This is a genomic window from Nonomuraea sp. NPDC003214, from assembly GCF_053590035.1.
The window spans coordinates 417918-440537 of the sequence record NZ_JBSFSX010000003.1 but is presented as its reverse complement, the minus strand read 5'-3'; the positions used below and the strand labels follow the sequence as shown (position 1 = coordinate 440537).

Annotated in this window: 18 protein-coding genes; 9 read left to right on the top strand and 9 right to left on the bottom strand. The window is 73.3% G+C overall.

Translation table 11 applies throughout. The annotated features are described in order from the left end of the window. Positions 1-534 precede the first annotated feature (534 nt). Positions 535-3015 carry an ATP-binding protein gene (locus tag ACWDXC_RS10940; RefSeq protein WP_449981032.1) on the top strand — a complete coding sequence of 827 codons (2481 nt, stop codon included), beginning with the start codon at positions 535-537 and terminating at the stop codon, positions 3013-3015. 33 nt (positions 3016-3048) lie between these two features. Here ACWDXC_RS10940 and ACWDXC_RS10935 read toward each other — a convergent pair whose 3' ends face one another. Beyond that, positions 3049-3855 carry an ABC transporter permease gene (locus tag ACWDXC_RS10935; protein ID WP_364169356.1) on the bottom strand — a complete coding sequence of 269 codons (807 nt, stop codon included), beginning with the start codon at positions 3853-3855 and terminating at the stop codon, positions 3049-3051. Next, positions 3852-4817: an ATP-binding cassette domain-containing protein gene (locus tag ACWDXC_RS10930; protein WP_219507728.1), complete on the bottom strand. Its 966-nt coding sequence runs from the start codon at positions 4815-4817 to the stop codon at positions 3852-3854. Before ACWDXC_RS10930 ends, ACWDXC_RS10935 begins: the two co-directional genes overlap by 4 nt. Before the next feature lie 96 nt (positions 4818-4913). On the opposite strand from ACWDXC_RS10930, the gene ACWDXC_RS10925 reads away from it, so the two are divergent. Together ACWDXC_RS10925 and ACWDXC_RS10920 are read left to right on the top strand one after the other, a co-directional pair. Then, positions 4914-5435, top strand: coding sequence for a PH domain-containing protein (locus tag ACWDXC_RS10925; RefSeq protein ID WP_449980507.1), 522 nt, complete (start codon positions 4914-4916; stop codon positions 5433-5435). Positions 5436-5536: 101 nt separating this feature from the next. After that, a complete protein-coding gene (locus ACWDXC_RS10920) occupies positions 5537-7231 on the top strand; it encodes a PH domain-containing protein (RefSeq protein WP_449980504.1) in 1695 nt (564 codons plus the stop codon). A gap of 261 nt (positions 7232-7492) precedes the next feature. On the opposite strand, the gene sepH is transcribed toward ACWDXC_RS10920, so the two are convergent. From sepH to ACWDXC_RS10895, 5 genes are all read right to left on the bottom strand, one after another. Further along, the gene (gene sepH, locus ACWDXC_RS10915; RefSeq protein ID WP_449980501.1) at positions 7493-10081 is read right to left on the bottom strand and encodes a septation protein SepH; all 2589 of its coding nucleotides are present in this window, start codon (positions 10079-10081) and stop codon (positions 7493-7495) included. Positions 10082-10242: 161 nt separating this feature from the next. Then, the gene (locus ACWDXC_RS10910; protein ID WP_449980498.1) at positions 10243-11184 is read right to left on the bottom strand and encodes a hypothetical protein; all 942 of its coding nucleotides are present in this window, start codon (positions 11182-11184) and stop codon (positions 10243-10245) included. An 87-nt stretch (positions 11185-11271) separates the two neighbouring features. Beyond that, a complete protein-coding gene (locus tag ACWDXC_RS10905) occupies positions 11272-12549 on the bottom strand; it encodes a D-arabinono-1,4-lactone oxidase (RefSeq protein WP_449980494.1) in 1278 nt (425 codons plus the stop codon). Positions 12550-12587: 38 nt separating this feature from the next. After that, positions 12588-13283 carry a polysaccharide deacetylase family protein gene (locus ACWDXC_RS10900; protein ID WP_449980491.1) on the bottom strand — a complete coding sequence of 232 codons (696 nt, stop codon included), beginning with the start codon at positions 13281-13283 and terminating at the stop codon, positions 12588-12590. A gap of 78 nt (positions 13284-13361) precedes the next feature. Further along, positions 13362-14567: an MFS transporter gene (locus tag ACWDXC_RS10895; protein ID WP_449980488.1), complete on the bottom strand. Its 1206-nt coding sequence runs from the start codon at positions 14565-14567 to the stop codon at positions 13362-13364. A gap of 90 nt (positions 14568-14657) precedes the next feature. On the opposite strand from ACWDXC_RS10895, the gene ACWDXC_RS10890 reads away from it, so the two are divergent. Beyond that, positions 14658-15815, top strand: coding sequence for a lytic transglycosylase domain-containing protein (locus ACWDXC_RS10890; RefSeq protein ID WP_449980485.1), 1158 nt, complete (start codon positions 14658-14660; stop codon positions 15813-15815). Here the strand turns inward: ACWDXC_RS10890 and ACWDXC_RS10885 are convergent. Beyond that, positions 15806-16753 (bottom strand): ferrochelatase, encoded by a 948-nt coding sequence (locus ACWDXC_RS10885; RefSeq protein ID WP_449980482.1) that lies wholly within the window; start codon positions 16751-16753, stop codon positions 15806-15808. The genes ACWDXC_RS10890 and ACWDXC_RS10885 overlap by 10 nt on opposite strands. 56 nt (positions 16754-16809) lie before the next feature. Between ACWDXC_RS10885 and ACWDXC_RS10880 the strand changes: the two genes are divergently transcribed. Beyond that, the gene (locus ACWDXC_RS10880) at positions 16810-18825 is read left to right on the top strand and encodes a prolyl oligopeptidase family serine peptidase (protein ID WP_449980479.1); all 2016 of its coding nucleotides are present in this window, start codon (positions 16810-16812) and stop codon (positions 18823-18825) included. Next, the gene (locus tag ACWDXC_RS10875) at positions 18825-19622 is read left to right on the top strand and encodes an inositol monophosphatase family protein (RefSeq protein ID WP_449980476.1); all 798 of its coding nucleotides are present in this window, start codon (positions 18825-18827) and stop codon (positions 19620-19622) included. Before ACWDXC_RS10880 ends, ACWDXC_RS10875 begins: the two co-directional genes overlap by 1 nt. An 81-nt stretch (positions 19623-19703) precedes the next feature. Here ACWDXC_RS10875 and ACWDXC_RS10870 read toward each other — a convergent pair whose 3' ends face one another. Then, on the bottom strand, positions 19704-19868 hold the full coding sequence (locus tag ACWDXC_RS10870) for a hypothetical protein (RefSeq protein ID WP_219507740.1): 165 nt from the start codon (positions 19866-19868) through the stop codon (positions 19704-19706). Positions 19869-20067: 199 nt separating this feature from the next. Here ACWDXC_RS10870 and ACWDXC_RS10865 point away from each other — a divergent pair, with 199 nt between their 5' ends. The 3 genes from ACWDXC_RS10865 (at position 20068) to ACWDXC_RS10855 (ending at position 22610) form a co-directional block, all read left to right on the top strand. Then, positions 20068-20721: a response regulator transcription factor gene (locus tag ACWDXC_RS10865; protein ID WP_219507742.1), complete on the top strand. Its 654-nt coding sequence runs from the start codon at positions 20068-20070 to the stop codon at positions 20719-20721. Positions 20722-20759: 38 nt separating this feature from the next. Continuing rightward, positions 20760-22028: a sensor histidine kinase gene (locus ACWDXC_RS10860; RefSeq protein WP_449981020.1), complete on the top strand. Its 1269-nt coding sequence runs from the start codon at positions 20760-20762 to the stop codon at positions 22026-22028. Between the two features lie 282 nt (positions 22029-22310). Beyond that, the gene (locus ACWDXC_RS10855; protein WP_049570503.1) at positions 22311-22610 is read left to right on the top strand and encodes a DUF4193 domain-containing protein; all 300 of its coding nucleotides are present in this window, start codon (positions 22311-22313) and stop codon (positions 22608-22610) included. Positions 22611-22620: the final 10 nt, after the last annotated feature.

Here is a 22620-nt window from a genome sequence, read left to right as displayed (position 1 = left end):
CTCCGCGACGCCCACCCCACCCCGGAAACCACGCACACCCGGGGGACCACCCCGGACCTCCCGGAAGAGCCCCCCGCCCCGGAAGCCTTCCACCCCGAGAGCCCTCTCCCGGAAACCGCCCGGCCCCCCGGCACCGAGCCACCCCCTCCAGCCCTGCACCCCTCCAGGCCCACCCCCCGTCCGCACCCCTCCGGCGAGGGCACGCACCTTGCGGAGGAGGTGGCCCCTCACAGTGGCGCCCCCTACCCGGGAGACGCACCCCGCCCGGGCGGCGCCCCCCGTCCGGAGGAGGCCCACCCAGCGGAGGGGGCCCCCTCCGCTCCGGTGGTGGGCCTCGCTGGCGCGGCGCCTGCCGTACGCCCGCAGCACCTCGGGGAGGGCGCGCACCCTGTGGAGGGGGTCCCGTCCGACTCGGTCGCGTCTCCCGCAGGTGGGGTGGCTCTCGTACGTCCGCACTTCCTCGGGGAGGGCGCGCACCCTGTGGAGGGGGCGGCTGCTCACAGTGGTGCACCCCGCCCGGGAGGCGCAGCCCGCGTGGAGGGGGCGGGGGAGGGGGGATCGGCCCGGGTCGGCGGGGTGGGGGCGTTCGAGTACGACGGGAGCAAGCGGGGGAACGTGCGGGCGCGGTTGACGAGCTTCGTGGGCCGGGAATGGGACCTCGCCTACACCGCCGGGCTGGTGGGCGGGCATCGGCTGGTGACGCTGATCGGCCCCGGCGGGGCGGGGAAGACGCGGCTGGCCACGGAGGTGGCCGGGAGCGCGGAGCTGCCCGACGGGGTGTGGCTGGCCGAGCTCGCGCCCGTACAGGACGAGGCGGGCGTGGTGCAGAGCGTCACGAGCGCGCTGGACGTGCGCGACGCGTTGCCGCAGGCGGCCGGGCTGGGCGTGACGGAGCCGCTGGACCGGCTGGTGGCGGCGCTGCGCGGCAAGCGGCTGCTCATCGTGCTGGACAACTGCGAGCACGTGGTGGAGCAGGCGGCCCGGGTGGCGGACCGGGTGCTGGCCGACTGCCCGGGGGTGCGGATCCTGGCGACGAGCCGGGAGCCGCTGGGCATCACCGGCGAGGTCACCTGGGCGCTGCCGCCGCTGGGCCTGCCGCCTGCGGGGACGGGCGCGGACGAGGCCGGCGCGTATCCCGCCGTGCGGCTGTTCGCCGAGCGGGCCGCCGCCGTGCGGCCCGGGTACCAGGTGGGCGCGGACACCGAGGCGGTCGTGGCGATCTGCCGGGCGCTGGACGGGATGCCGCTCGCGATCGAGCTGGCCGCCGCCCGGCTGCGGTCGATGTCCGCCCCGGAGATCGCCTCCCGGCTGGGCGGCGTGGGCCAGTTCCGGTTGCTCAGCAGCGGCAGCCGGACGGCCCAGCCGCGCCACCAGACGCTGCGGGCGGTGGTGGAGTGGAGCTGGAACCTGCTGGACGAGCAGGAGCGGGCGCTGGGCCGGAGGCTGTCGGTGTTCGCCGGGGGCGCCGGGCTGGCGACGATCGAGCGGCTGTACGGGGACGTGCTGGAGCCGCTCACCCGGCTGGTGGACAAGTCGCTCGTGGTGTTCGACGGCGGACGTTATCGGATGCTGGAGACGATCCGCGCGTACGCCCACGAACGCCTCGCCGAATCGGGCGAGCTGGAGGACGTGCGCCGCAGGCACGCCCATCACTTCACGGAGCTGGCCGAGGCGGCCGAGCCGGGCCTGCGCACCGGCGCGCAGCTCGACCGGCTGGCCGAGCTGACGGCGGAGCACGAGAACCTGACGGCCGCCCTGCGCTGGGCGACCGCCAACGCCACCGACAGCGCCGGCACCGCCGCGTCCGGCGGGGGAGCGGCCGCGGTGGCGTTGCGGCTGGTCGGGGCGCTGGGCTGGTACTGGTGGCTGCGCGGCCACCGGCTGGAGGGCGCGCTCAGGGCGCGCGAGGTGCTGCAGGCCACGCCCGGCGCGCCGGGACCCGCGCGGGCCCTGGGCCTGGCCGTGTACGTGCTGAACGGGCTCGGCACGATGCTGTCGTGGGAGGAGGCGGGCGAGGCCCAGGCGGAGATCGGCAGGCTCAAGGGCCCGCCGCCGCACCACCCGCTGGTGGCGATGGTGGGGCCGATGTTCGTGATGTTCGGCGCCACCCAGCCGGAGGCCGAGCAGCTTATGGCCGAGATGGCCCGCCATCCGGACCCGTGGGTGGTGGCGGCGGGGCGGCTGTGCGGCGGGCTGGCCCACTACGCGGCCGGGCGCATCGAGGAGGGCGAGCGCGACTACCTGGCGGCGCTGGACGGCTTCCGCGCGGCCGGTGACCGCTGGGGCGCCGGCACCGCCCTGGCCGGCATGTCGGACGTCCTCCTGCTGCGCGGCGAGAGCGCCCGGGGCATCGCCGTCATGCGGGAGGCGCTGCGGGTGATGGACGAGCTGGGCGCCCAGGACGACACCGCGTACATGCGGGCCAGGCTGGCGCTCGGGCTCAACCAGCTGGGCCGCCGGGCGGAGGCGGAGGAGATGCTGCGCGAGGTCGTCCGGCTGGTCACGGAGAACGGCGACCAGGTGGGCGAGGCGGGCGTGGTGGGCGCGTGGGGCGAGTTCGCCCGCCAGGACGGCGACCTGGCCACCGCCCGCGAGCTCTTCGCGCGGTCCGCGGAGATCATGGAGCGGGCGCGCGGGGTGCCGCTCCAGATGGTCTCGGCGGTCAACGCCTCCCGCGGCCTGCTGTCCGTACAGGAAGGAGATCTTCCCGAGGCGCGGCGGCTGGTGGCGCTCGGGCTGGAGCAGGCGGCGCAGTCGGGCGACGCGCAGCTCATCGGCATCGCGGTCATCGCCTGCGCCGCCGTCGCGCTGGCGGCCGGGCGGGCCGAGGACGCCGCCGCGCTGCTGGGCGGGGCCGAGGCGGTCAAGGGCATCGCCGCCGTCGTGGACTTCGACCATGTACGGATCACCGGCGACACCGAGGCCGCGCTCGGGGCGGCGGAGTTCGGCCGCCACCTCGCGCGCGGCCGCCGGATGGACCGGGACGCCGTCATCGCCCTCGCCCTGCGGGTCTGACCCGCGAGACCCGGAACCGGGCTCGCGGGAGCGTCAGAGGCGGGTGCGGAAGACCCTGATGGCCAGCGGCGCGAACACCACCACGAAGCCCGCCGACCAGAGCAGCGACACCAGCGCCGGGGAGGCCACCTCGCCGCCGATCATCAGCCCGCGGATGGCGTCGGACAGGTGGCTCACCGGGTTGACGTCGGACCACGCCTTCAGCCAGCCCGGGAACGTGTCGGGCGACACCAGCGCGCTGCTGGTGAACGTCAGCGGCATCATCACCGAGAAGGCCACCATCTGCACCTTCTCCGGGCTGGACGCCTTGAGCCCGATCAGCACCGACATCCACGACATCGCCAGCGCCACGACCACCAGCAGCGCCAGCGCGCCCAGCAGCCCGGCCACGCCGGTCGTCACCCGGAACCCGAGCGCCATCCCGAACCCGACCAGCAGCGCGAACGCCCACACCTGCTTGAACGTGTCGGCGATGACCCGCCCGGCCAGCGGCGCGGTGCGCGCGATCGGCAGGCTCCGCAGCCGGTCGAAGACGCCCTTGGTGATGTCGGTGTTGAGCCCGATCGCCGTGGACAGCGTGTAGAACAGCGCGTTCTGCACGAGCAGGCCGGGCAGCGCGAACTGCAGGTAGTCGCCCGTCGAGCCGGAGATCGCGCCGCCGAAAACGTACGTGAACAGCAGCAGGAACATGATCGGCTGGATGCTGAGATCGAGCAGCTCCCACGGGTTGTGCTTGATCTGCACCAGGCTGCGCCACGCCAGCGTCATCGTCTGGCCGACCGTGGCGCCGGGGCTCACCCGCCTCGGCGGCGCGGGCAGGGAGGCGGTGGTCGCGGTCATGCGTAGGTCTCCTCGTCGGTCTTCTCCGGCTCCTCGGCGCGGTGCCCGGTCAGCGCCAGGAACACCTCGTCGAGGCTGGACTTGCGCAGCGCCAGCTCGGTGGCCACGATGCCGAGGTCGTCGAGGCGGCGCACGACGGCGGGCACCACGGCCGGGTCGCGCACGGCGGCGGTGACCTTGCCGCCCGCGATCGCCGGGGTCTCCTCCACGACGTCGGTGACGACCTTGGCCACCAGCTCCAGCTGGTGCTCCTCCATCGGCCGCACCTCCAGCACCTGGGCGCCGGTGGTGGCCTTGAGCTGGTCGGAGGTGCCGGTCGCGATCACCTTGCCGTGGTCGAAGACCACGATGTCGTCGGCGAGCTGGTCGGCCTCCTCCAGATACTGGGTGGTGAGCAGGACGGTCACCCCGTCGGCCATCAGGCCGCGCACCACGCCCCACAGCTCGGTGCGGCTGCGCGGGTCGAGGCCGGTGGTGGGCTCGTCGAGGAACAGCACCTTCGGCCGGCCCACCAGGCTCGCGGCCAGGTCGAGCCGCCTGCGCATGCCGCCCGAGAACGTCTTGGCGGCCCGCCCTCCGGCCTCGGTCAGATCGAACCGCTCCAGCAGCGCCGTCGCCTCCCGCCGCGCCTCGCTCCGGGACAGGCCGAGCAGCCGGCCGATCATGATCAGGTTTTCCACCCCGGTGAGCATCTCGTCGACGGCGGCGTACTGCCCGGTGAGGCCGATCAGCGACCTGACCTGGTGCGCCTGGCGGCCGATGTCGTAACCGAGCACCGAAGCGCGCCCGGCGTCGGGCACCAGCAGGGTCGCCAGGATGCGCACGGCCGTGGTCTTGCCCGCGCCGTTGGGCCCGAGCACGCCGAGCAGCCGGCCGGCCGGCACGGCGAGGTCGACGCCGTCGAGCGCCTTGGTCTCGCCGTAGTGCTTCACCAGGCCTTCGGCTTCAATCGCGTATCCCATGGGCATCACCCTGCCCGACGCCACTGACACTTTGCCCACACGCTCCACCGGCCGCTGACAGATCGCTGACATCGGCGCGAGCCCTAAGCTGGAGTCGTGAACTCAACTGGCCCGCTCCGCGACCCGGCGAACCGCGTCTCGCCCAGAGCCCGGGGGCTCTGGCTGCTGGAGGCGCTGATCGGGTTCGTGCTGCTCGTGGGCGGGTCCATCCTCGTGGGCGGCTGGGTGGGCGGCAGCGGCTGGTCGTGGGTGCCCGGCTGGTTCGCCAGCGCGCCGTGGCTGCTGCCGGTCGTCGTGGGCGTGCTGACGACGCCGTTCCTGGTGGCGGAGCCGTTCGTGCGCTACGCGGTGCACCGGTGGGAGCTGTCGGGAGATGTCGTCTACGCCCGGCAGGGGTTCCTGACCCGGGAGTGGGTGTTCGTGCCGGTCAGCCGCATCCAGACGGTCGACAAGGGACAGGGGTGGATGGAACGGATGCTCGGGCTGGCGACCCTGGAGATCCGCACCGCCTCGCACGCCGGGTCCTCCACGATCAAGGGGCTCGACCACCAGGTGGCGGCCGGGCTCGCCGAAGAGCTCGCTCGCCGCGCCGAGCAGCTCAGGGACGACGCCACGTGACCGGCGCCCCGCCCCCGCAGCCGCCCCCTCCGCCGCCGTCCCTTCCGGAGGGTCCCGCGGGCCCGCCGCCGGAGGGGCCCGGTGCGTTCCCGCCGCCCCGGGTGCCGCTCAGGCTGAGCCCCAAGGTGCTGCTCATCGACCCGGTCCGGATGCTGCCGTCGCTGCTCGTGCCGCTCGTCGGCGTGCTCGTCGTGGGCGGCTTCTCCGGCCGGTCCTACCTGTGGGCTGCGCTGGGCCTGGTCGGCACCGTGGTGTTCGCGGTCGTCCGCTGGGCCACGTTCACGTACGAGATCATCGGTGACCGGCTGGAGATCAAGCGCTCGCTGATCAGCCGGTCGGTGCGGACGATTCCGCTCGAACGGGTGCGCGGCGTCGACGTGTCCACCCCGCCCATGCACCGGCTGCTCGGCCTGTCCGTGCTGAAGATCGACACGGGGGCGAGCGGCGGCGACGGCGAGGCCACGCTCGACGGCGTCACCCGCCACGAGGCCGAACGCCTCAAGCCCGTCCTCCTGCGCCGCGCCGCCGCCGCCCGCCACGCGCACCCCGGCCCGCACGCCGCCGGGGCCGGTTCCGGGGTGGCCACCGCCGTGCCCGAGGGCGTCCTCGACCCCGCCGGGCCGGGCGCCGTGCCGGAGCGGCCGCACGAGCCGGAGGAACGCGTCATCACCGCCGTGCCGCGCCGGTGGCTGCTGTACGGGCCGCTGTCGGGGGCCTACCTGCTCACCCCGTTCGCGCTGGCGGGCGGTGCGGTGGGGCTGGCGTTCCAGTGGGGGGACGAGCTCGGGTTCGGCAGGGACGCCGCCTGGACGGCCGGCACCTGGCTCTGGGAGCATCCGTGGCTGCTCGTGGCGATCGCGGTGCTGCTCGTGGTGGCCATGCCGTTCGTGGGTGGCGTGATGTACGCGGTGTTCAACTGGGACTTCAAGCTCAAACGGCGCGACGGCTACCTGGTCGCCGAACGCGGGCTCGTCAACCGGCGCAGCGTGTCGCTCGAATCGCGGCGCGTACGCGGCTACGAGATCGCCGAGGGCCTCGCCGAACGCTGGGCCGGCGTCGCCAGGGCGTGGGCGATCGTGACCGGCCTGGGCGACTCCGAGACGCGCGGCCAGCTGCTGCCGGTGGTACCCCGGGCCGTCGCCCGCCAGGTCACCAGCGACGCCGTCGGCCCCTACCGGGCGGAGCTGCGCCCCCATCCGCCGGTGGCGCGCAACCGGCGGCTGTTCCGCGCCGTCTTCCCGTGGCTGGCCGTCGCCGCGCTCGCCACCGCGGCCGCCGTGCTGACCGCCTCGCTGATCTGGTGGATCGTCCTGGTGCTGGCCCTCCTGCTGGCCGCCGTCGGGGTGCCGCTCGGGCTCGACCGCTACCGCTCGCTCGGCCACGGCTACGACGGCGAGCGGGTGACCGTCCGCGGCGGGTCGTTGCGGCGTACGCAGGCCGTGGTGGAGCGGCGCGCCGTCGTGGGGTGGCGGCTGCGGCAGACCTGGTTCCAGCGGCGTGCCGGCGTCGTGACGCTGACGGCCGGCGTGGGCGCGGGCCGGGGCGGCTACTCGGCCGTCGACGTCTCCGAGGCCCAGGCCAGGGACTTTCCGGCCGAGGTGACGCCCGACTGGCTGGCCCCCTTCCTGGCACCCGCTCCCGAGCGGGGCGCGCACGTCCCCGAGCATCACGGGGGCCTCCCCGAGCGGCAGGGGGACCTCCCCGAGCGGCAGGGGGACCTTCCTGAGCGGCACAGGGACGGCTCCGAGCAGGGCGGCGAGAGCTCTGACAGCTCAGATGGCCCGGGAGGGTCCTGAGGGCCGGTCAAGCGGGGCGGGCGGCCAGCCATGGCGGCCACGGGCCGGTCGATGGGCGGCGATGACGGCAGCGGGGCCTGGAGCGCCTCGTGAGCCCGGACCCTGCCGACGCCCTCGCCTTCTTCGACGAGCTGCAACCGTCCTGACCGCGCCCCTGCGTGGCGGATCCGGGGGCCTGGAAGGTCGCTTACGGCGGGTCTGTGCCCGGGTGGGGCTGTCGTCCAGCTCCACCCGGTCGTCGTTCTGCGCGGATGTGGCGGGTCAGTCCTGGCGGCGGGCGCCGAACATGATCTCATCCCACGTCGGCACCGAGGCGCGACGGCCCCGCGAACCCTTGCGGGCCTGCCGGGCAGCCGGGGCGGGCGGGGGAGACGGGACCGGCACCGGCGGCTCCTCCTTGGCCGCCGGCTTGTCCTTCGCGTCCTCCTCGCTCGGCCGTGCCGCGGGCACCGGCTTGGGCCCGGGCTTCGGCCCCGGCTTGGGCGCCGCCCCCTTGGCTTCGGCCTCAGCCTGTACGTCAGGCTCGGCGGGCGTGGTGGAGGCGGCGGCCTCCACGGGCTTGCTCCGGACCTCGGGCTCGGCGGGCTCTTCTGCCTTGGCGGCGACCGCCTCCGCGGGCTCCTCCGCCTTGGCGCCGGCCTGGGTGGGCTCGTCGGTCTTGGCCGCGACCGGCTGTGCGGGTTCCTCGGATTGTGCGGGCTCGTCGGACTTGGTGACGACGGGCTCTTCTGCCTTGGCGGCGGCCGGCTCCGCAGGCTCCTCCGCCTTGGTGACGTCGGGCTGCGTGGGCTCGTCGGCCTTGGCCGCGACCGGCTGGGCAGGCTCGTCGGTCTTGGTGACGACGGGGTCGTCGGCCTTGGTGGCGTCGGGCTGCGTGGGCTTTTCGGCCTCGGTGGGCGCGTCGGACTTGGCGACGGGCTCCTCGGCCTTGGCCGCCTCGGACTGTGTGGGGCCGTCGGCTGTGGTGGTGACCGGCTGGGCGGGCTTGTCCGGCTCGGCGGCCTGTGCGGCCTCGGGCTGGGCGGGCTCCGGGGACTCCTCGGTCTTCGCAGGCTCGGTGGGCTGCGCGGTGGCGGCCTCCGGGAGCGGGGTGGCCGGCTTCTCGGCGGCCTCCGGCGCTGCGGGTGCCGGGGTGGCGGCGGCCTCGGGCGCTGCGGGTGCCGGGGTGGCGGCGGCCGTGGGGGCCTCGTCCTGGGTTGCCTCGGCAGGGGTGGCGGACGGGGCCGGGGCCTCCTGGGCAGGGGGCTTCGGCTGGTCCGCTGTGGTGGGCGGGGTCGCGTCGGCGCGGGCGCTCTCTTCCTGTACGGGGAGCGCCGGGGCAGCGGGGGCCGGTGCTTCCAGGGAGGCGGTGGCCGCCTCGACGGGGGCCGGGGCGGCGGCGGGCGTTGCCGGGGCGACATCCGGCGTCGCCAGAGCGGCATCCGGTGTTGCCGGCGGGGTGTCCGGGGTGGCGGGCGCAACCTCGGGAGCGGCTGCCTCGGCGGCCGACGTGGGCGTGGGCTGGGACGGCGTTGCGGCAGGCTCGGGGGTCGCTGCCTGAGGCGTGGTGTCGGCGGTCGCCGGTGAAGGCTCAGGGGCGGTGGACGTGGCAGCCGGCGGGGCCGTGGCCGGCTCCTGGTGGGCGGCCGGTGCCGTCGTGGGCTGGGCCTGCGCGGGAGCCTCGGTGTCCGGGGATGTGACGTCGGCGGCCGGGGGAGCCGCGGCGGCGGGCAGGGACGGGACGGCGGTGTCCTCGGGCTGCGCGGAGGACGGCGGGGCCGATGGCGGCAGGAAGGAGGGCGCCGACGACCTGTACGGCGACGGCGTCTCAGGCGACCGGGTCTCGGCAGGCGGCCGGGTTTCGGCAGGCGACCGCGACTCGGCGGGCGCGTACGGCTCGGCCGAGGGGGAGGACGCGGCAGGTGACGACGCGGCAGGTGACGGCGGGGCCGGTGGCGGGGTGAAGGAAGGCTGGGGGTCGGGGTCGCGGGTGGGGCGGGGGGCGTAGAAGGACTCGGAGTCCGTCGCCCGCGACTGGCCGAAGTCGGGCAGCCAGGGTGAGGAGCCGGCCCGGCGGTGCGGGTCGGCGGGGCGGGTCTGGCCGGTCTCCCGGGCGGGGTCGCGCGGCGGCTGCCGGTCGAACGGCGCCTCCAGGGCGGGCTCCGGATCGGGCTCGTTGCGGATGACCGAGGGGAACGGCAGCGGGTCGGAGGCCAGCGGCGGCACCGGCTGGAGCTTGGCGACGCGGGGCGTGAAGGGCGTGACCGTGGTGTCCTCGGTCACGGGGTCGGGGTCGAAGTCGGCGGACGACAGGCGCAGCGCCTCGTCGTCGTGCGGGGTGACGTGGCGGCGGCGCGGGTCGAAGAGCCATTCGGCGTGTCTCGTGTGACCGTTCCACACGTAGCCGAGCTTGACCCGCCACAGGCCGTCGTCGCGCTTGGCGGAGTCCCAGTCGATCTCGTCGGTGGGCACGCCGCGGCGGTTGAGGCGCTCGGCGACGAGCTCGCCGAGGGTGGGGCCGGGCGAGGACTCGCCGGGCATGCGGACGGTGACGCGCTGGGCCTGCTGGGCGACGTACTCGCGCTCCTGGAGGACCGGGCCCTCGAACCAGCGGACGCGCTCGACCGGGATGCCGGCGGTCGCGGCGATCTCTTCCGCGGTCTCACCTGCTCGGATGCGGGCCTGGATCTCCTTGGGACGCAACGGGCTCTCCACTTCGATCTCGTACTGGCCGAGACGGGAGAAGTTGCCGCGGACGGCAGCACGGAGCCGGTCGTCCACGGGGAGCGTGAAGCGTGTACCCCGTCCGGCAGTCGCCAGCACGAGGTAGGTGCCGTCCTCACTCACCGCGACGAGTCGGAGCTCCTGCATGCGAGTCCCTTCGTCAGCGTCGCCATTCTTCCCCCGGACCCTTGAGTCTCTCGCGTGTGCCGGTTGCCTGCCAGCACCGTACCCGGCATGTCCGAACATCGCCTTCCTGGGATAGCCCGGAGGCGATGTGACGCCGGTCACATTTGACGAATCCATCCCCTTCAGAGCCCACCGGTGCGCAGGAGGAGGTTAGAGCTCCTCGACGGATTCTGGCGAATCGCGCCGCGCACCGCCGGGCACTTGAGCCAAGTCGCCAGATCTGCCGGATTCGCGCCCGGATGGGACTCCAGGTATCCGGCTGCGGCGCCGGCGAGATGGGGTGCGGCGGCGGTGTAGGCGGGTTCGCCGGGCGCGGTCCGGCAGGCGCCGGGGCCGGTGGCGGTGACGAAGACGCCGGATCTGACGAGGGCGCGCAGGGCGGTGGTGAGGGCGGGGGAGCCGGCGGTGTCGAGCGGGACGCTGGTGACGGCGGGGCCGCGCGCGTGCCGGCGCACCCAGTCGAGCCCGGCGAGCACGTCCGAGAGCCTGCCGGCGCCGTGGCAGCCGAGCGTCCGCACGGAGGCGATCCTGGCCTGGGGCGCGGCGGCGGCGACGGCGCGGGCGGCGCGGGTGCCGTGCCCGGTGCAGTCGTGGCCGGTGCCGCCCGTGGCGTCGAAGGCCCGCCAGGCGCGGTCGCCGAACCGGTCCACGTCCATGCCGCTGCCGACCACGTACACGGTGACGCCGCGCCCGCCGGGGGTGCGGGCGGGGGTGGCCGCGCGCCCGGGGGCGGGGCGGATGGCGCGGTCGGGTTCGAGGGCGAGCACGCGCGGGTCGGCGCGCAGCTCGGCCTCCTCGGCGGCGTTGAGCACGGTGGCGAAGCCGGGCAGGGCGGCGGTGTAGTAGCGGCGCACCCGCCAGCGCACCTCGCCGACGAGGGCGCGGGCGGCCGCCCGGTCGCGCGCGGTGACGATGTACGGGCGCGCGGGCTCGGCGTGGCGGGGCCGGGCGGCCAGGCCGGAGGCGGGCGTCATGAGGGGGACAGCGGTGGTGACGGCCGTCGCGGCGGCGGTGACCACGGCCGCCGCGAGGTACAGGGAGGGCAGGCCGAATCGTCGGGGCACGAGCGAAGAGGGTGCCGCCCGCGGGCCGTTCACGGGGTACGGGACACGCGATCCCGTCGATTCGCCAGCCGGTTCTTTACCAAAGGCTTAGCCGAGGACGGTGTCCAGGTAGGCGTTGGCGAACAGGCGCCCGGGGTCGAGCCGGTCGCGCAGCGCGATGAAGTCGGCGAAGCGCGGGTAGACGGTGGCCAGGTAGGCGGCGTCGCGGGTGTGCAGCTTGCCCCAGTGGGGCCGCCCGCCGAGCCGGGTCATGATCTCCTCGACGCCGGCGAAGTAGGCGGGGTTGGGCGTGGGCCGGTAGACGTGGCAGGCGAGGTACGCGGTCGGCCGCCCGTACGCGGTGGACAGCCACGCGTCGCTCGGCGGCGTGACGCGGACCTCGACGGGGAAGGTGATCTTCCAGTCCGTCCGCTCGATCAGGTCGCGGGTCTCGCGCAGCGCCTGGCCGAGCCGCTCGCGCGGGATCGCGTACTCCATCTCCAGGAAGCGCACGTCCCGCCGGGCGGTGAAGATCTTGTACGAGGTGTCGACGGAGGCGGAGTCGCCGAGCGCGGCGGCGCTGACGGCGTTGATGCGCGGGATCAGCGCCGGGACGCGGGCGCCGGCGGCGCACGCGGCGCCGAACAGCGTGTTCTCCAGGAAGACGGCGTCGAGCCAGTGCCGGAACGCGCCGGGCGGGCTGGCCGGTCCCGGGTGGCGGTTGTTGGTCTTGACCAGGCACGCGTCGGTGTGCGGCAGCCAGAAGAAGTCCAGGTGCTCGTTGCCCGAGGTGAGCTCGTCGAGCGAGTCGAGGATGCGGGTCAGCGGCATCCGCCGGCGCTCGTTGCGCAGCAGGAACGCGGGCTCGACGCGGAAGGTGACGGAGGTGAGCACGCCGAGCGCGCCCAGGCCGACCCGGGCGGCGTCGAACAGGTCCTCGCCGGGCCCGGCGGTGGTCACGGTGCCGTCGGCGAGCACCAGCTCCAGGGCGGTGACCTGGTCGGCCAGGCCGCCGGTGTCGCGGCCGGTGCCGTGGGTGCCGGTCTGGATGGCGCCCGCGACGGTCTGCTCGGTGATGTCGCCCATGTTGGCCAGGGCCAGGCCGCGCTCGCCGAGCAGCTCGTTGAGCGTGCGGAGCGGGGTGCCGGCCAGGACGGTGACGCTGTCGTCGTGCCAGGAGACGACGCCGGTCAGCCCGTCGGGGCGGAGCATGAGGCCGTCGGTGAGGGCCACTCCGGTGAAGGAGTGGCCCGTTCCCACCATGCGCAGCCGTCGCCCGCTCGCCGCCGCGTCACGCACGGCCCGGACGACGTCGCCGGTGGAGGTGGGGACGCGTACCTCGGCGGGTTCGATGGCCTGGTTCCCCGCCCAGTTGATGAAGGCCACGCGCACACCCCTGTCGTCCGACTAAACGCGAACGATACTCACTTATCCCAGCCCTCGGGGAGGGGGAACGTGTCACCGGCTTTCAGATTCTCGTGCTTGACGATGTCGCTCACCTTGACGAGGTGGTAGCCGTTCTTCTGCAGCGTCCGGACGATCGACGGCATCGCGTCGACGGTCTGCTTCACCCAGTCGTGCATGAGGACGATGCTGTTCTGCTTGGCGACCTTCAGCGTCTGCTTCTTGATCGCCTCCTCGTTCTTGGAGCTCCAGTCGGCCGAGCCGCCGGTCCACAGGATGATCGGCATGCCGAACTCGGCGGCGACCTCCGACGTCGTCAGGTCCGACATGCCGTACGGCGGACGCAGCAGCTTGGGCTCGACGCCCGCCGCCTTCTTGATCTCGTCGTTGGTCCGCTGGATCTCCGAGCGGATCGCGGGCGCGGTCAGCTTGGTGAAGTCGGGGTGCTTGTAGCTGTGGTTGCCCAGCTCGTGCCCCTCCGCGACCATCCGCTTGACGTAGGAGGGGCGGCTCTTCACGTACTGGCCTTCGAGGAAGAACGTCGCCTTGGCGTCGTACTTCTTCAACGTGTCGAGCAGCGTGCCCGCGTACTTGCCGGGGCCGTCGTCGAAGGTCAGCGCCACGCACTTGACCTTCGTGCAGTCGACCTCCTCCTCGGCGGGGGCCGCGAGCGCGGGGGCGGGGGCGAGGGCGACCGTGACAGCCGCGATGGCCAAGAGTGAACTGAGATGTCGGGACATAAGCAATGTTTCCAATGTGATGGATGTTGCGAGGGATGTCTCGACCGTAGCGGATCAGCTCTTGGCCGGTGAAGGCGCTTCGGGAAGTCTCAGGAAACCCGAACCTGCGAGCCCGACGACGACGGCGAAGACCGCGGCCCCCAGGGAGAAGGCGTAGGCGTTGGACGGCCCGTACAGCTCGGTGAGCTGACCGCCGGCCCAGGCGCCCAGCGCGACGCCGAGCCCGATCGCCGTCGAGATCCACGCCATGCCCTCGGTGAGCAGCGACGACGGCACCAGGCGCTCGGTGAGCGAGAAGCCGGTGATGAGCGTCGGCGAGATGGCCAGCCCGGCCAGGAACAGCCCGGCCGCCATGACCGGCACGCTCCCGATGAACATGATCGGCAGCAGCCCGACGACGAACACGCCCAGCGAGCGGACGAACCGGCCGCGCAGCGAGATCTGCCAGTGCCGCGAGCCGAACCACAGGCCCGACACCATCGAGCCGCCCGCGAAGGCGGCCAGCAGGAACCCCGACATGCCCTTCGCGCCGTGCTCGGTGGCGAAGGCCACCGTGATGAGGTCCACCGACCCGAAGACCGCGCCGAGCCCCAGGTAGACGCACGACAGCAGGGCGATGCCGGGGATGAGGATCGGGCTGCCGCCCCCGCCGATCCTGACCGGCTGGATCGGCGGCTGGGTGCGCCGCTGGAGCGCGAGCGCGAGCGAGCCGGTGAACATGCACACCAGCGCCACGACCAGCCCGGCGAACGGGTTGACGGCGGTGGCCAGCACGGTGACCAGGGCCGGGCCGGTGACGAAGATCACCTCGTCGATGACCGACTCGAACGCGAAGGCCGTGTGCAGCTTGGCCGACCCGCTGTGGGCGTGGGACCAGCGGGCCCGCACCATCGAGCCGAGCGACAGCGACGTGGCCCCGACCAGCAGCGCCGACACGTACAGCGTCCAGTCGGGCAGGCCGAGCCCGGCGCTGAGCATGAGGGTGGCGAGCGCGAGCGCGTTCAGGGTGGCGAAGGGGACGATCACCCGGCTCTGGCCGAACCGGTCCGTCAGCCGCGCCGACATGGGGGCGGCCACGGCGAAGGCGACGTTGCAGGCCCCGGCCACCGCGCCGGCGACCGCGAAGGAGTCCGTGACCCCCTCGATGAGCAGCACGATCCCGATGCCGAGCATGGACATCGGCATCCGGCCGACGAAGCCGGCCAGGACGAAACCCTTGACGCCGGGCCCTTTGAACAACCCCCGGTAAGGCCCGACCATCCGCGTTTCTCCTTACTGTGCCGACACACCCTCGCGCATCATCTGTCCGGATCGCAACCTATTTCCGGCACGTGGGTTAACGTGTGCCGCGTGTCCGGTCTTCCCTCTTTGCGCGGCGCACTGCTCATGGTCGCCGCGGTGCTCACCGTCACGCTCGCGGCCGCGGGCGTCGTGCTGCTCCTGGGCGAGGACCCGTTCGAGACGACGACGGCGCCGCCGCCCCGGACCGTGCGGCGGGAGACCCCCGCGCTCGACAAGCTCGTTCCCACGACGGCCCCTGTCAAGGACTTCGGCCAGGGCGGCGCCGGTGTCACGCCCACCCCGCCCCGGGTGCTCGCCATCGCCCCCGGCACCGTGCCCCAGCAGGCCCGCCACCGGCTCGCCGCGCTCAAGCACGTGCAGAAGGCCCTCGTGGTCGACGCCGGCTCGGTCAAGGTGTCGGGCACCGGGCTGAACCTGCTCGCCGTCGACCCCGCCGACTTCCGCTCCTGGACCCCCAAGGTCGTCGCCGACCAGCCCGGCGTGTGGAGCGCGCTGGCCCGGGGCGAGGTCGTCGCCGACTCGGCGGCCATGCGCAAGTACGGCCTGACGCTGGGCGCGTACTACCAGGTGGACGGCGGGCCGAGGCTGCGCGTGGGCGCGTCGGCCCCGCTCGGGCTGACCGGCGTCGACGGCCTGGTCGGCGCCGACCTGGGCCGCACCCTCGGCATGGCGCAGGGCGTGGCGGTGCTGCTGCACGGCAAGGAGGGCGGCATCAGCGAGAAGGGCGTGCGCAAGGTGCTCGGCAAGGGCAGCCAGGTCGTCATGCTGGGCGCCGCGCGGCGTACCGAGGCCAGGCGCGAGCAGCCCGCCACGGCCACGGCCGCCCGGCCCGGCAGCTACCTGGAGCTGTACAAGCAGTCGGCGACCCGCTGCCCCGGCCTGTCGTGGACCGTGCTGGCCGCGATCGGGCAGGTGGAGAGCGGGCACGGGCGCAACAACGGCCCGTCCAGCGCGGGCGCGCTCGGGCCGATGCAGTTCATGCCCGCCACCTGGAAGGCGTACGGGGTCGACGGCGACGGGGACGGCGAGCGCGACATCTGGAGCCCGTACGACGCGGTGCCGGGCGCGGCCAACTACCTGTGCAAGACGGGCGCCGGCCAGGGCGGCGAGAAGCTGCGCAAGGCCGTGTGGCACTACAACCACTCGTGGGACTACGTGAACAAGGTCCTGAGCATCGCCGAGGCCTACGCCCGCGCCTACGCCTGACGGCGGCGCGGGGCCGGGCAGCAGGTCAGCGCGCAGGCGACCGGCTCGGGCTCGTCCATCAGCTCGCGCACCATCCGCACGAACGCCGGATGGGTGCCCGCGGTCGCCGCCCGCTCCATCGGCAGCCCGATCTCGGCGGCGACCTGCCGGGCCTCGGTGTCGAGGTCGTAGACGACCTCCATGTGGTCGGAGACGAACCCGATCGGCACCAGCACCACCGAGCCCGCGTCGACCTGGCGCAGGTGGTCGCAGACGTCCGGCTCCAGCCACGGCACCTGCGGCGGGCCGCTGCGCGACTGCCACACCAGGTCCCAGGGCTCGTCGCGGCCGAGCGCCTCGCTGACGAGCCGGGCCGTGCGGCGCAGTTGCGTCTCGTACAGGCCGCCCGTCGGGCCCGCGGTTTCGGCCATCGTGACCGGGATGCTGTGGGCGGTGAACACCAGCCGGGCGTCGTCGCGGCCCAGCCGCTCCAGCGCCTGCCGGGTGTGGTCGGCCATCGCCTCGACGAACGACGGGTGGTCGCCGAAGTGGCGCATCTTGACCAGCTCGGGGCCGCCCTCGAAGGAGATGCGGGCGATGTCCTCGTAGTACTGGCGGCAGCTCGAATAGCCGGCGTAGGCGGAGGTGGCGAAGACCGCCGCCCTGCGCACCCCGTCGCCGGCCATCCGCTTGACCGTCTCCTCGCCGAACGGGTGCCAGTTGCGGTTGCCCCAGTAGACCGGCACGCCGGCGATCGGGCGCAGCGCCTCGACCAGGTCGCGGCACTGCTGGTTGATCGGGCTGACGCCGCCGAAGCTCTGGTAGTGCTCGGCGACCTCCATCAGCCGCTCCCGGGGCACTCCGCGGCCCCGCACCACGTTCTCCAGGAAGGGCAGCACGTCGTCGGGGCCCTCGGGACCGCCGAACGACAGCACCAGCAGCGCGTCGTAATCTCCCACGTGAGCAACCTTATGCGCGCGTGCCCGTGGTCCTCTCACGAGGTAGGTTCGGATGGGTGACCGCATTTCACGACATTCGCGATTATGTCGCGATCCCCCGAGTTCTCTCCCTGAAGCTCTCACCCGACGGCTCCCGTCTCGTGTCGGCCGTGCAGTCGCTCAACCCCGACGGCAAGTCGTACGGGACCGCCCTGTGGGCCGTCACGCCGGACGGCGAGCCCGGCAGTGAGCCCGGCAGTGAGCCCGGCAGCGAGCCGTACCGGCTGACCAGGTCGGCCAAGGGGGAGACCCAGGCGGTCTTCACCGCCTCCGGGGACCTCCTGTTCACCTCGGCCCGCCCCGACCCCACCGCGAAGGACGACGGGGACGAGACGCCCGCCCTGTGGCTGCTGCCGCGCCAGGGCGGCGAGGCCCGCCAGGTGGCGAGCCGCCCCGGCGGCATCGGCGCCGTCCGCACCGCCGGCGACGTGGTGGTGTTCGCCTCCGACGTGCTCGACGGCGACGAGGCGGACGAGGAGGAGCGGCGCAAGGCGCGCAAGGACGCCGGGATCAGCGCCATCCTGCACGAGGGCTACCCGGTGCGCTACTGGGACCACGACCTCGGCCCCGGCCGCACCCGGCTGTTCACCGGCAGGCTCGGCGCCGACCGCCTGGAGGACGTGCGCGAACTGACCCCCGAGCCCGGCGAGGCGCTGCGCGACGCCGCCTTCGAGCTCACCCCCGACGGCCGCACGGTGATCACCACCTGGCGCGTCCCGCTGTCGGCCGGGCAGAGCCGGATCGACCTGGTGGCCGTCGACGTGGCCACCGGCGAGCGGCGCACGCTCCTCAGCGAGGAGGGTCACGACTTCGGCGGCCCGCTGGCCGTCTCGCCCGACGGGACCAGGCTGGCGTGCTCGCGCGAGCGCCACACCGACCTGGACGTCTCGGCCCGGGTCGAGCTGTGGATCGCCGACGTGGCCACCGGCGAGGGCGGCCCGCACGCCGGCGACCTGTTCCCGATGGACGTGGCCTGGGCGCCCGACTCCTCGGCCGTCTACCTGGTCGCCGACTTCCGGGGCCGCCGTCCGGTCTTCCGCGTCACCCCCGGCGGCGGCGAGGCCGTCCGCCTCACCCAGGACGACGCCTCCTACCTCGGGCTCAACGTCTCGCCCGACGGCCGGACCGTGTACGCGCTGCGCAGCGGCATCGCCCTCGCGCCCGCCCCGGCCCGCGTCGACGCCGGCACCGGCGAGGTCACCGACCTGCTCTCGCCCGTCCCGCGCCCCGAGGTGCGCGGCACGCTCACCGAGATCACCGCCACCGCCGACGACGGCGCCGAGATCCGCGGCTGGCTCGTCCTGCCGGAAGGCGCCTCGGCCGAGTCGCCCGCGCCGTTCCTGCTGTGGATCCACGGCGGCCCCGTCGCCTCCTGGAACGACTGGCAGTGGCGCTGGCAGTCATGGATCATGGCCGAGCACGGATACGCCGTGTTGATGCCGGACCCGTGCCTGTCCACCGGATACGGTCAGGACATGATCGACCGAGGCTGGGGCGACTGGGGCCCGCGCACCCAGGCCGACCTCGACGCGATCGTGGACGTGGCCCTGGCCAGGGACGACATCGACGCCGAGCGCATCGGCGCGATGGGCGGCTCCTTCGGCGGCTACATGGCCAACTGGATCGCCGGCCACAGCGACCGCTACCGCGCCATCGTCACGCATGCCTCGCTGTGGAACCTCGACCAGTTCGCCGGCACCACCGACGCCTCCGCCTACTGGCAGCGCGAGTTCGGCGCGCCCGGCTCCGACCGTTACGCCCGGCTCTCCCCGCACCGCGCGCTCGACAAGATCAGCACCCCGATGCTCGTCATCCACGGCGACAAGGACTACCGGGTGCCGATCGGCGAGGCGCTGCGCCTGTGGTGGGACCTGCGCCGCTCGGAGGTCGAGTCGAAGTTCCTCTACTTCCCCGACGAGAACCACTGGATCCTCAAGCCCGGCAACGCCGTCGCCTGGTACGAGACGGTCCTGGCCTTCCTCGCCCAGCACGTGCTCGGCCAGGAGTGGAAGCGCCCGGACTCGGTGGCGTGATGACGGACTTCCTGCGCCTGGCCGAGGACATCGCCCGCGAGGCCGGCGACATGCTGCTGGCCAAACGGCCCACGATGTCCGTCGAGCCGGGCGCCGTCCAGACCAAGTCCAGCCCCACCGACGTGGTCACCGCGCTCGACCGGGCCTCGGAGGAGCTCATCCGCGAGCGCATCCGGGCCGCCCGGCCGGACGATCGCGTCCTGGGGGAGGAGGGCGGTGAGGAGGGCGGCGACGGCTCCGGCGTGCGCTGGGTCGTCGACCCCATCGACGGGACCGTCAACTTCCTGTACGGCCTGCCGGACTGGGCCGTGTCCATCGCGGTCGAGGCCGGCGGCCGGATCGTCGCGGGCGTGGTGAACGTCGCGCCGCGCGGCGAGGTGTTCACCGCGGCGCTCGGCGAGGGCGCGTGGCTGGGCGGCGAGCGGCTGCGCGTCAACCCGGCGGCGCCGCTCGGGCAGGCCCTGGTGGCCACCGGGTTCGGCTACGACGCGGCGCGCCGGGCGGAGCAGGCCGCGGCGCTGACGGCCGTGCTGCCCCGGGTGCGCGACATCCGGCGCGGCGGCTCGTGCGCGGTCGACCTCTGCTCGGTCGCGAGCGGCCGGGTGGACGCCTACTTCGAGCGCGGCGTGAACTACTGGGACCACGCCGCGGCGGGCCTGGTGGCGGCCGAGGCCGGGGCCAGGGTCGGCGGGCTGCGCGGCCGGCCGGCCAACATCGACCTCACGCTCAGCGCCGCACCGGGGCTCTTCGAGGAGCTGCACGACCTGCTCGCGCCGCTGCACCCCGAGCGCGACTGACCCTGCGGCTGACCCGCGACCGGCCGGTGCCGAGCATGCGACGGCCGGAGCCCCTTGCCCGGGGCTCCGGCCGTCGGTGGTTCAGCGGGGCAGCGGGACGCCGTGATCGTCGGCCAGGCGGCGCAGGTCTTCGATCTCGGCGGTGAGCGTGTCGGCGAGGTAGTCGTCGCCGGAGCTCCTGGCTTCGCGCAGGCCCTGGTAAGCCTGGTTCAGGCGGCTTTCGATCGTGGTCGTGAACTCGCCCATCTCACCTGCTCTCTCGGGGTCCGTTCTCGTGGGGGCGAAAGGTGTTTGGCTGGTGTACCCAGGCACGCGCGGTCCCGAAACATGAAATTGACTGTCGCTTGTGTCACCGCTGTCCTGACGGGCCCGCACATGCCTTACCGTGCGCTTATCGAGGCTGTGGGCAGAATGAGGCACCACGATCGGGAAGAGGTGTACCAGGGTGCGAGTGCTGGTGGTCGAGGACGAGCGGGTGCTCGCCGACGCGATCGCGACAGGGCTGCGACGCGAGGCCATGGCCGTCGACGTCGCCTACGACGGCGGCGGCGCGCTGGAGCGCACCTCCTACATCGACTACGACGTGATCGTCCTGGACCGTGACCTGCCGGTCGTGCACGGGGACGAGGTGTGCCGCCGCCTGGTAGAGCAGCGCACCGCCTCGCGCATCCTCATGCTGACCGCCTCGGGCGACGTGGACGACAAGGTCGAAGGTCTCGGCCTGGGCGCCGACGACTACCTGGCCAAGCCGTTCGTGTTCATCGAGCTGGTCGCCCGGGTGCGTGCCCTGGGCCGGCGCTCGGCCCCGGCGTTGCCGCCGGTGCTGGAGCGCGCGGGGATCCGGCTCGACCCGGGCAAGCGGCTGGTGGAGCGCGAGGGCAAGGAGATCGTGCTCACCAAGAAGGAGTTCGCCGTCCTGGAGGAGCTCATGCGCGCCGAGGGCGCCGTGGTCAGCCAGGAGGACCTGCTCGACAAGGCCTGGGACGAGAACATCGACCCGTTCACCAACGTGGTGCGGGTGACCATGATGACGTTGCGCAAGAAGCTGGGCGAGCCTCAGGTGATCGAGACTGTGCCTGGAGTTGGGTACAAGTTGTGACGGAACGGCCGGACCGTGCGTCGGCGCCGACGCATCCGATGATCAGCCCGCACTCGGAGCGGAAGGGGGTGCGCCCGCAGGCGCCGCCTCCTCAGGGGCCGCCCGCCTGGGACGGTCCGCCCCCGCCGTCGTCGCCGCCGTCCTCGCGCTCCACCATGGAGCGTGTGAAGGAGCTTCCCGGCAGGGTCAGCATCCGCTGGCGACTGACGATCACCTACAGCGCGCTCGTCTTCGCCGCCGCCGCCGTGCTGCTGTTCTCGGTGTACGCCATCGTGGGCAACGCGATAGACGACGCCTGGCCGACCCTCGACACCGGCGGCTGGCTGAGCCAGGCCCAGGAGCAGCAGACGCAGGCGATCTGGGACGCCGCCAGGCTGGAGGCGGTGGCCAGGGCGCGGGACGCGCTGGTGCAGAGCTCGTTCATGGCGCTGGCCGGCGTCGGCATCCTGGCGCTCATCATCGGCTACTTCGTCGCCGACCGGGCGATGCGGCCCGTGGCGCAGATGACCGCCTCGGCGCGCAAGCTGTCGGAGAGCACGCTGGCCCACCAGCGCATCGACCTCAAGGGGCCGGACGACGAGCTCAAGGAGCTGGCCGACACCTTCGACGACATGCTCACCCGGCTCAACGTCGCCTTCGACGCCCAGCGCCGGTTCGTCGCCAACGCATCCCACGAGCTGCGCACGCCGCTGACCATCAACCGGACGGTCCTGGAGATCGCCCTGTCGGACCCCGAGGCGTCGGAGGACCTCAAGGCGCTGGGCCGTACCCTCCTGGAGGTCAACGCCCGCAACGAGAAGCTCATCGAGGGCCTGCTGCTGCTGGCCAGGAGCGAGCGGGAGCTGGCGGTGCGCAAGCCGCTGGACGTCCGGGAGGTCGCCCAGACGGCGGTCGACCAGGTGCTGCCGTTCGCCGAGCAGCACGGGGTGACATTCACCACCGAACTGGTCAGCGCGCCTACCGTGGGCGACCCGGTTCTGCTGGAACGCTCGATCAGCAACCTCCTTGAGAACGCGGTCAAGTACAACATTCCCGAAAACGGAAAAGTCTGGATCCGGACGGGAATGGTGGACGGTGCCTTGGTTGTTCAGGTGGCCAACACTGGGCAGCACGTCCCGGCGTACGAGGTGAACAGCCTGTTCGAACCGTTCAGGAGGCTCAATGCCGATCGGGTGGATTCGGCCAAGGGAGCGGGCCTTGGGCTGTCCATCGTCCGCGCCGTGGTGCAGGCGCACGGCGGCAACGTCAACGCCGTCCCACGGGAGGGCGGAGGTCTTGTGGTCACCATGAGGCTTCCAAGACGTTGATCGGCGTGTTGCCCTGCACGGGGCGTCTCGTTCGCGTCGCACATGTGGTTGGATGTGCCGTCGAACACGGTGGGGCATGACGCCAAGGCTGTGGGTTCGGCCATATTTGGCTAACCATTGCCGGACGCGTCACGCCCTGGCGTGTTGGGAGGTTCGCCGTCCGTTCCCGCGGGGTACCGATGGGAAATCTCCCCGGCGGAACGGGCACAAGACGGGCCTCCCGGACGTTAGAAGACGCGCGACGAGCGCGACGACATATTTGATGAGGGGGATGGAGTAATCATGGCTACCGACTACGACAGCCCGCGCAAGACAGACGACGATCTTGGGGAGGACAGTCTCCAGGAGCTTCAGGCGCGGCGCACCGACAAGTCGTCCGGCAGCATCGACATCGACGAGACCGATCTGGCCGAGTCGCTCGAACTGCCCGGCGCCGACCTGTCGAACGAGGAGCTCAGCCTGCGCGTGATCCCGCGCCAGGCCGACGAGTTCACCTGCGCGCGCTGCTTCCTCGTGCACCACCGCAGCCAGCTGGCCTCCGAGAAGAACGGTCAGCAGGTCTGCCGGGAGTGCGCCGCCTGATAAGGAGGCA

Coding starts and splice junctions, on each gene's coding strand:
- ACWDXC_RS10935 (WP_364169356.1), bottom strand. CDS start 3,855: ATGACCGCGACCACCGCCTCCCTGCCCGCGCCGCCGAGGCGGGTGAGC.
- ACWDXC_RS10930 (WP_219507728.1), bottom strand. CDS start 4,817: ATGGGATACGCGATTGAAGCCGAAGGCCTGGTGAAGCACTACGGCGAG.
- sepH (WP_449980501.1), bottom strand. CDS start 10,081: ATGCAGGAGCTCCGACTCGTCGCGGTGAGTGAGGACGGCACCTACCTC.
- ACWDXC_RS10895 (WP_449980488.1), bottom strand. CDS start 14,567: ATGGTCGGGCCTTACCGGGGGTTGTTCAAAGGGCCCGGCGTCAAGGGT.
- ACWDXC_RS10875 (WP_449980476.1), top strand. CDS start 18,825: ATGACGGACTTCCTGCGCCTGGCCGAGGACATCGCCCGCGAGGCCGGC.
- ACWDXC_RS10870 (WP_219507740.1), bottom strand. CDS start 19,868: ATGGGCGAGTTCACGACCACGATCGAAAGCCGCCTGAACCAGGCTTAC.
- ACWDXC_RS10860 (WP_449981020.1), top strand. CDS start 20,760: ATGATCAGCCCGCACTCGGAGCGGAAGGGGGTGCGCCCGCAGGCGCCG.
- ACWDXC_RS10855 (WP_049570503.1), top strand. CDS start 22,311: ATGGCTACCGACTACGACAGCCCGCGCAAGACAGACGACGATCTTGGG.